The organism is Vibrio sp. LB10LO1, from assembly GCF_010092875.1.
Lineage (GTDB): Bacteria > Pseudomonadota > Gammaproteobacteria > Enterobacterales > Vibrionaceae > Vibrio > Vibrio campbellii.
Map to the genome: position 1 here is coordinate 1 of NZ_JAADJW010000071.1, position 5,927 is coordinate 5,927.

Here is a 5,927-nt window from a genome sequence, read left to right on the forward strand (position 1 = left end):
CACCCAAGGGGTTTTGATGGACTCAAAGCAAGAACAGAATTGAATGTGTTAAGAACTGAAACAGCTTTCCAGATTAAAGAATTTGCTTGGCGACCATAGCGATTTGGACCCACCTGACTTCCATTCCGAACTCAGAAGTGAAACGAATTAGCGTCGATGGTAGTGTGGGGCTTCCCCATGTGAGAGTAGAACATCGCCAGGCTTTAAATTTAGTTTTTGCCTTTTTAAGAAGGTGAAGACAAAAGTTAAGAGAGCCCGTTTGAAAAAGCGGGCTTTTTTAGTCCTCACGGACACAGATAATGTGCTGATATGGCTCAGTCGGTAGAGCGCATCCTTGGTAAGGATGAGGTCCCCAGTTCGATTCTGGGTATCAGCACCATTTACTGTTTGTTTTGTGCTTTAAGTTAAAGCTTAAAACAAAACGTAAAGAATTTTGCTTGGCGACCATAGCGCTTTGGACCCACCTGACTTCCATTCCGAACTCAGAAGTGAAACGAAGTAGCGCCGATGGTAGTGTGGGGCTTCCCCATGTGAGAGTAGGACATCGCCAGGCTTTAAATTTAGACTTTAGGTCTAACCAGTGCGGAGCGGTAGTTCAGTTGGTTAGAATACCGGCCTGTCACGCCGGGGGTCGCGGGTTCGAGTCCCGTCCGCTCCGCCACTTATTTAGAAACCCAGTCTCCGGACTGGATTTTGTCGTTTTAAAGCTCAAAAATATTCCCTTTCAGGGAATGAGTCCCGGTTGCCCGCAACCCCGGCCGTCAGCCACTTATCCCAGACCTCAGCAGAAATGCTGGGGTCTTTTCGTATTGGCGATACTATTTTGGTCTACGGCCAATGAGTCCCGCTCGCGTGCGAGTCCAATTGAGCGCAAGCCCGAACTAGGCGTCCCAGCCGCTCCGCCACTTATTTAGAAACCCAGTCTCCGGACTGGGTTTTGTCGTTTTAGAGAACATGATTTTTCTCTTGTTGGAAATTAAGTCTCACAAGGCTTTGTCTGTAGTCTACAAGCTTAACCATTTATTCAGATAAGGCTCTATCTATATACGCATTCCAGCCTTTTGAACACCTACTCCGTCATTTTGGTTACCTTCTTCAATAGTAGCTATCTCTGTTGGCGTTCTCTTATCAGCGTCACCAGTTAACCCAACTGGGTCATAACTTCTCATATTTACGCTGAAGAAAACTTTGTTTGCTTTACTCTTATTTGTCAGAAGGATTAACCTAGTAAAGGTTCTTATGGGAGTACAACCTAATGATGCAGCAGATAGAAAGTGAAACGCTAGGAGTCTTATTCGAAAGCCTGTCTTCTCAAGATGGGATTGCCGTTATTAATCCTGCGACTGAGCAAGAACTGATTCGCTTAAAGCCTAGTTCTTTGGACGAGTTAGATGTGCAAATAGAAGCGTGCAAATCGGCTCAAGTCGAGTGGGCAAAACTCAGCGCTAAAGCACGTTCAGCTTCCCTGAAAAAGTGGTTCCAATTGCTTGTAGATCATACAGAAGACATCGCGAACATCATTACCTTAGAACAAGGTAAACCTCTGACTGAAAGCCGTGGAGAAGTCGCATACGGCGCATCTTTTGTTGAATGGTTCGCAGAAGAGGCTAAACGCGCTTATGGTGAGGTTATTCCTGCTCCTTCGGTAGATAGACGCCTCTCTACCATCAAACAGCCTGTCGGCGTGTGTGCGGCGATTACGCCATGGAACTTCCCTATTGCAATGATCACACGAAAAGCGGCGCCTGCTTTGGCTGCGGGATGATCATTAAACCTTCTGAATTAACACCTTTAACTGCGCTGGCTGTGGTGGAGCTTGCTCATCAGGCTGGTATTCCTAAAGCTCTATTGTCTACGGTTGTTTCTGAACAAGCCGCAGAGTTTGGTGTCGTTTTGAGTACCGATCCTCGTATTAAGAAGATCTCTTTCACTGGTTCTACGCGTGTCGGTAAGATCTTAATGAAGCAGGCCAGTGATACGGTTAAAGCCGCTTCTATGGAATTGGGTGGTAACGCACCTTTTATTGTTTTTAACGATGCAGATTTAGAAGCAGCAGCTAATGGCTTGATTGCGTCTAAGTTTCGTAATGCCGGACAAACCTGCGTGTGTACCAACCGCTTGTATGTGCATCAGAGCGTAAAAGAGGCATTCTTAGCTAAGCTTCTGAATAAAGCGGCAGGCCTGACGGTCGGCAATGGTCTTGAGGAAAATGCCACTCTTGGTCCTGTGATCACAATGGCTTCTAAGCATCGTCTAGAGGCAGTGATCGATCAGGCAGTACAAGAAGGGGCAAAGATACTCAACCAGCCTCAAAAACGCTCTGGGCGCTTTATGGAGCCTGTTATCTTAGATAATGTGGAACAGGGCATGGCGATCGTGCAACAAGAGCTGTTTGGCCCAGTTCTGCCAGTCATTAGTTTTGATGACGATGAACAAGTGCTCTCGATGGCGAACGACACAGAATATGGTTTAGCTTGTTACTTCTACACCGACAGCTTGAAGCGCATCATCAAATTTAGTGAAGGTTTGGAATATGGCATGGTGGGGGTAAATGAAGGAATTATCTCTACGGAAGTGGCCCCCTTTGGTGGGATCAAAGAATCAGGCATTGGTCGTGAAGGGGCTAAACAAGGCATGGATGAGTATCTAGAGACGAAGTACATCTGCCTTGGTGGTTTGAGCTAGCCTTCTGTCTCGTTACTCACTGAGACGATACAAAAGAGAAAGCTAGGTATATCACCTGGCTTTTTTGTTTATTGAGATAAAGTTGGATGAAGAGGGGAGCCGCGAGTTTTCTTCAGATGCAAAAAAGCCGCATCAAGTGATGCGGCTTCTTCTAATTTGGCTCCTCCTACTGGACTTGAACCAGTGACCTGCGGATTAACAGTCCGTCGCTCTACCAACTGAGCTAAGGAGGAACAAATTTTAATATGTGGTGCCGACTACCGGAATCGAACTGGTGACCTACTGATTACAAGTCAGTTGCTCTACCTACTGAGCTAAGTCGGCACATTTTCGTTAATAAGTAATCGACTTACTAACTGAAAGATGGCTCCTCCTACTGGACTTGAACCAGTGACCTGCGGATTAACAGTCCGTCGCTCTACCAACTGAGCTAAGGAGGAATTATCTTGTTTAAGAATAAATGGTGCCGACTACCGGAATCGAACTGGTGACCTACTGATTACAAGTCAGTTGCTCTACCTACTGAGCTAAGTCGGCGTACCGTTTTCTTTCTATTGTTCGTGTTAGACACCAACAATTTTAAATTGTGGTGCCCGGAGGCGGAATCGAACCACCGACACGAGGATTTTCAATCCTCTGCTCTACCGACTGAGCTATCCGGGCGACGAGGTGTATTAAAAGGCTTTTCGGCTTTCAGGTCAACAATAAAATTAAAATAAAATATCGTTTGATGAATTTGTGCTCGGAGTGGGCTGTTTTTATGCATTTTGAGCAGCAATGCGCCATGTTTTAAGCGCTGTTTTAATAATGATAGGGCGCTCACCTTCAGAATAAAGGCGATAAAAACAAAAAAGCACGTCTGAAAACGTGCTTTTTATTGAACAATTGACTTTAAACTAGTGCTTTACTGAGAACTTGTTCACCCAACCTTCAAGTTCATCCGCTAAAGAAGCCAATGTTTGCGTGCTTGATTGGCTTTCTGTTACTACCGCATTTAGCTGACTACCACTTTCTTCAATCAGGTTGATGCGGTGTGCAATGTCATCACTCACTTGCGTTTGTTCCGCTGCAGCCGTAGCAATTTGCTGACTCATGGCTGTAATAGACTCTAGAGCTGTAACTATTTGTTGTAGCGCTTCTGAGGCGTTCATAGACTCAGTTACCGTGCTTTCACTGGTTTCGGCACAGATTTCCATTGTATGGATAGCATTGCGCGAACCTTCTTGAAGGTTAGAGATCATCTGTTGAATCTCTTTTGTGCTGTCTTGTGTGCGTCCTGCTAGGTTTCGCACCTCATCTGCTACTACCGCAAAGCCTCGACCTTGTTCACCTGCGCGAGCTGCTTCAATGGCGGCATTCAACGCCAGTAGGTTAGTTTGCTCAGCAATATCGCCGATTACGTCGAGAACTTTCACGATGCTGTTTACATCTTGGTCAAGATCCGCAACCGCTTTGCTTGCTGTATTTAGCTGAGTAGCCAAGCCTTGAATATTATCTACCGTACTGTGGATCAATGATTGCGTGTGTTGGCTCTGTTTGTCTGCTTCATCGGTGTTATGTGCAGTGTCACTTGCCGAGCTTGCAACATGATTGGCTGAAGAAGCCATTTCTGTCATCGCTGTTGCGATCATTGCTGTCGACTGCTGCTGAGACATGGTTAGATCAGCGATCGAATTAGAGCGAGACTCTACGGCTGATAGCTCTGAACGTAATGCGTGCATTGATTCGTCTAGGTTATTTACCATCTTAGCCAGAGATTGACTCATCTCTTGCACAGCGCCATAGATGCTGTCTTTAGGGGCTATGTGTTCAAAGCTGGCTTGGATATCTCCCTGAGCAACGGCTTGAACCGCTTCACGTACGTCATTTGGCTCGCCGCCGAGTAGATTAAGCATCTTACGGATAGAGATAATTAGGCCGCCTAGAATCGCGCCTGCAATCGCTAAACACAGTGCCAGCTGCCATTGCGCCGTTGACCAGAAGCGAGCATTGACTTCATTAAACCCGATACCAGTGCCTACCACCCAGTTCCAATGTGGTGTTTTCTCTGCGATAGAGTGCTTTTCTTCGACCGTTCCATCTGGTTGTTTCTGTGTCCAGGTGTATTCAACGATTTGACCTGTCTTACGGCCCAGTACATCCAAAATCAATTGGCCGACACTGTTGCCATCACCATCGCGGAAATCGTGGAAACTGGTACCGTGCAGTTGCGGATCAAGCGGTGCCGCCACGAAAATCATGTTCTCGTCTGCAACATAAACGTATTCGTTGTCTTTGTAGATATTGTTACGAAGTAGGCGGGTCGCCAGCGCTTTGGCTTCATCTTCTGGCATCTTGCCTTCCACGGCCATTTGTTCAACTTCAGTCAGAATGCTGTAGGCACTCTTAAATAGCTCAGTCACTCGAGCTTTGTTATCAAGATTACTTGCTACGCGCAGTGTCCATAGACCTGTCGCGGTTAGAGCAAGCAGGGCAACCAATATGATTGCAGATAATAAATAGGCTTGAGTTTTTAATTTCATAGTTAGCTCACAAGGCGTGTTACGTACTATGCAATGCATAGCTTATTAGGGGGCGTAATAATAAATTCATCATATTGAACTTGTATATAAGCGCCTATGCGGTCGTGCTGAAACTATGATTTAGATTAAATTTTTAGCGTGAAATAAGTGTTTTTTATCAATGGTGTCTGAGTTTATAACGAAGTTTCGAGAGGAGATTGATGGTAAAGGAAAGGAGGGAAGTGAAAGTAGAGGGGGATTTTAGAATTGCAGATAAGAAAAAAGCCAAGTCCGAAGACTTGGCTTTCAAAGTTGGCTCCTCCTACTGGACTTGAACCAGTGACCTGCGGATTAACAGTCCGTCGCTCTACCAACTGAGCTAAGGAGGAACTATTCTGTTTGTGTCTTGCTTTAAGCAAGTGCACCAAATATGGTGCCTCGAGGCGGAATCGAACCACCGACACGAGGATTTTCAATCCTCTGCTCTACCGACTGAGCTATCGAGGCAAAAGAAGAATGGTGCCGACTACCGGAATCGAACTGGTGACCTACTGATTACAAGTCAGTTGCTCTACCTACTGAGCTAAGTCGGCGTACCGTTTTCTTTTTTGAAGAGTAAACTCTTCATTTTTTAGAATCTCATTTACATGAAACTCTAGAAGTTGGCTCCTCCTACTGGACTTGAACCAGTGACCTGCGGATTAACAGTCCGTCGCTCTACCAACTGAGCTAAGGAGGAAC

General features: G+C 45.8%; 1 protein-coding gene, 11 tRNA genes, 2 rRNA genes and 1 pseudogene. 5 read left to right on the forward strand and 10 right to left on the reverse strand.

Going from position 1 to position 5,927, the window contains the following annotated elements:
• Positions 1–85 precede the first annotated feature (85 nt).
• From rrf (GXP65_RS24490) to GXP65_RS24510, 5 genes and pseudogenes are all read left to right on the forward strand, one after another.
• Positions 86–202 (forward strand): 5S ribosomal RNA (gene rrf, locus GXP65_RS24490).
• A gap of 101 nt (positions 203–303) precedes the next feature.
• Positions 304–379, forward strand: a tRNA-Thr gene (locus tag GXP65_RS24495).
• Between the two features lie 57 nt (positions 380–436).
• Positions 437–553 (forward strand): 5S ribosomal RNA (rrf, locus tag GXP65_RS24500).
• A 31-nt stretch (positions 554–584) separates the two neighbouring features.
• Positions 585–661: transfer RNA gene (locus tag GXP65_RS24505), tRNA-Asp, on the forward strand.
• Positions 662–1,255: 594 nt separating this feature from the next.
• A pseudogene (locus tag GXP65_RS24510) lies at positions 1,256–2,685 on the forward strand (NAD-dependent succinate-semialdehyde dehydrogenase).
• A 157-nt stretch (positions 2,686–2,842) separates the two neighbouring features.
• On the opposite strand, the gene GXP65_RS24515 reads toward GXP65_RS24510, so the two are convergent.
• From GXP65_RS24515 to GXP65_RS24560, 10 genes are all read right to left on the reverse strand, one after another.
• Positions 2,843–2,918: transfer RNA gene (locus GXP65_RS24515), tRNA-Asn, on the reverse strand.
• Between the two features lie 15 nt (positions 2,919–2,933).
• Positions 2,934–3,009, reverse strand: a tRNA-Thr gene (locus GXP65_RS24520).
• 40 nt (positions 3,010–3,049) lie between these two features.
• Positions 3,050–3,125, reverse strand: a tRNA-Asn gene (locus GXP65_RS24525).
• Between the two features lie 21 nt (positions 3,126–3,146).
• Positions 3,147–3,222 (reverse strand) — tRNA-Thr (locus GXP65_RS24530).
• Positions 3,223–3,272: 50 nt separating this feature from the next.
• Positions 3,273–3,348 (reverse strand) — tRNA-Phe (locus tag GXP65_RS24535).
• Positions 3,349–3,581: 233 nt separating this feature from the next.
• Entirely contained in the window at positions 3,582–5,207 is a 1,626-nt protein-coding gene (locus GXP65_RS24540) for a methyl-accepting chemotaxis protein (RefSeq protein WP_162093936.1), read from the reverse strand.
• A 292-nt stretch (positions 5,208–5,499) separates the two neighbouring features.
• Positions 5,500–5,575, reverse strand: a tRNA-Asn gene (locus GXP65_RS24545).
• Positions 5,576–5,617: 42 nt separating this feature from the next.
• A tRNA-Phe gene (locus GXP65_RS24550) sits at positions 5,618–5,693 on the reverse strand.
• A gap of 10 nt (positions 5,694–5,703) precedes the next feature.
• Positions 5,704–5,779: transfer RNA gene (locus GXP65_RS24555), tRNA-Thr, on the reverse strand.
• A gap of 70 nt (positions 5,780–5,849) precedes the next feature.
• Positions 5,850–5,925: transfer RNA gene (locus GXP65_RS24560), tRNA-Asn, on the reverse strand.
• Positions 5,926–5,927: the final 2 nt, after the last annotated feature.

Bases quoted from the DNA above. Each gene is read 5' to 3' on its own strand.
- GXP65_RS24540 (WP_162093936.1), bottom strand. From the start codon at position 5,207: ATGAAATTAAAAACTCAAGCCTATTTATTATCTGCAATCATATTGGTT.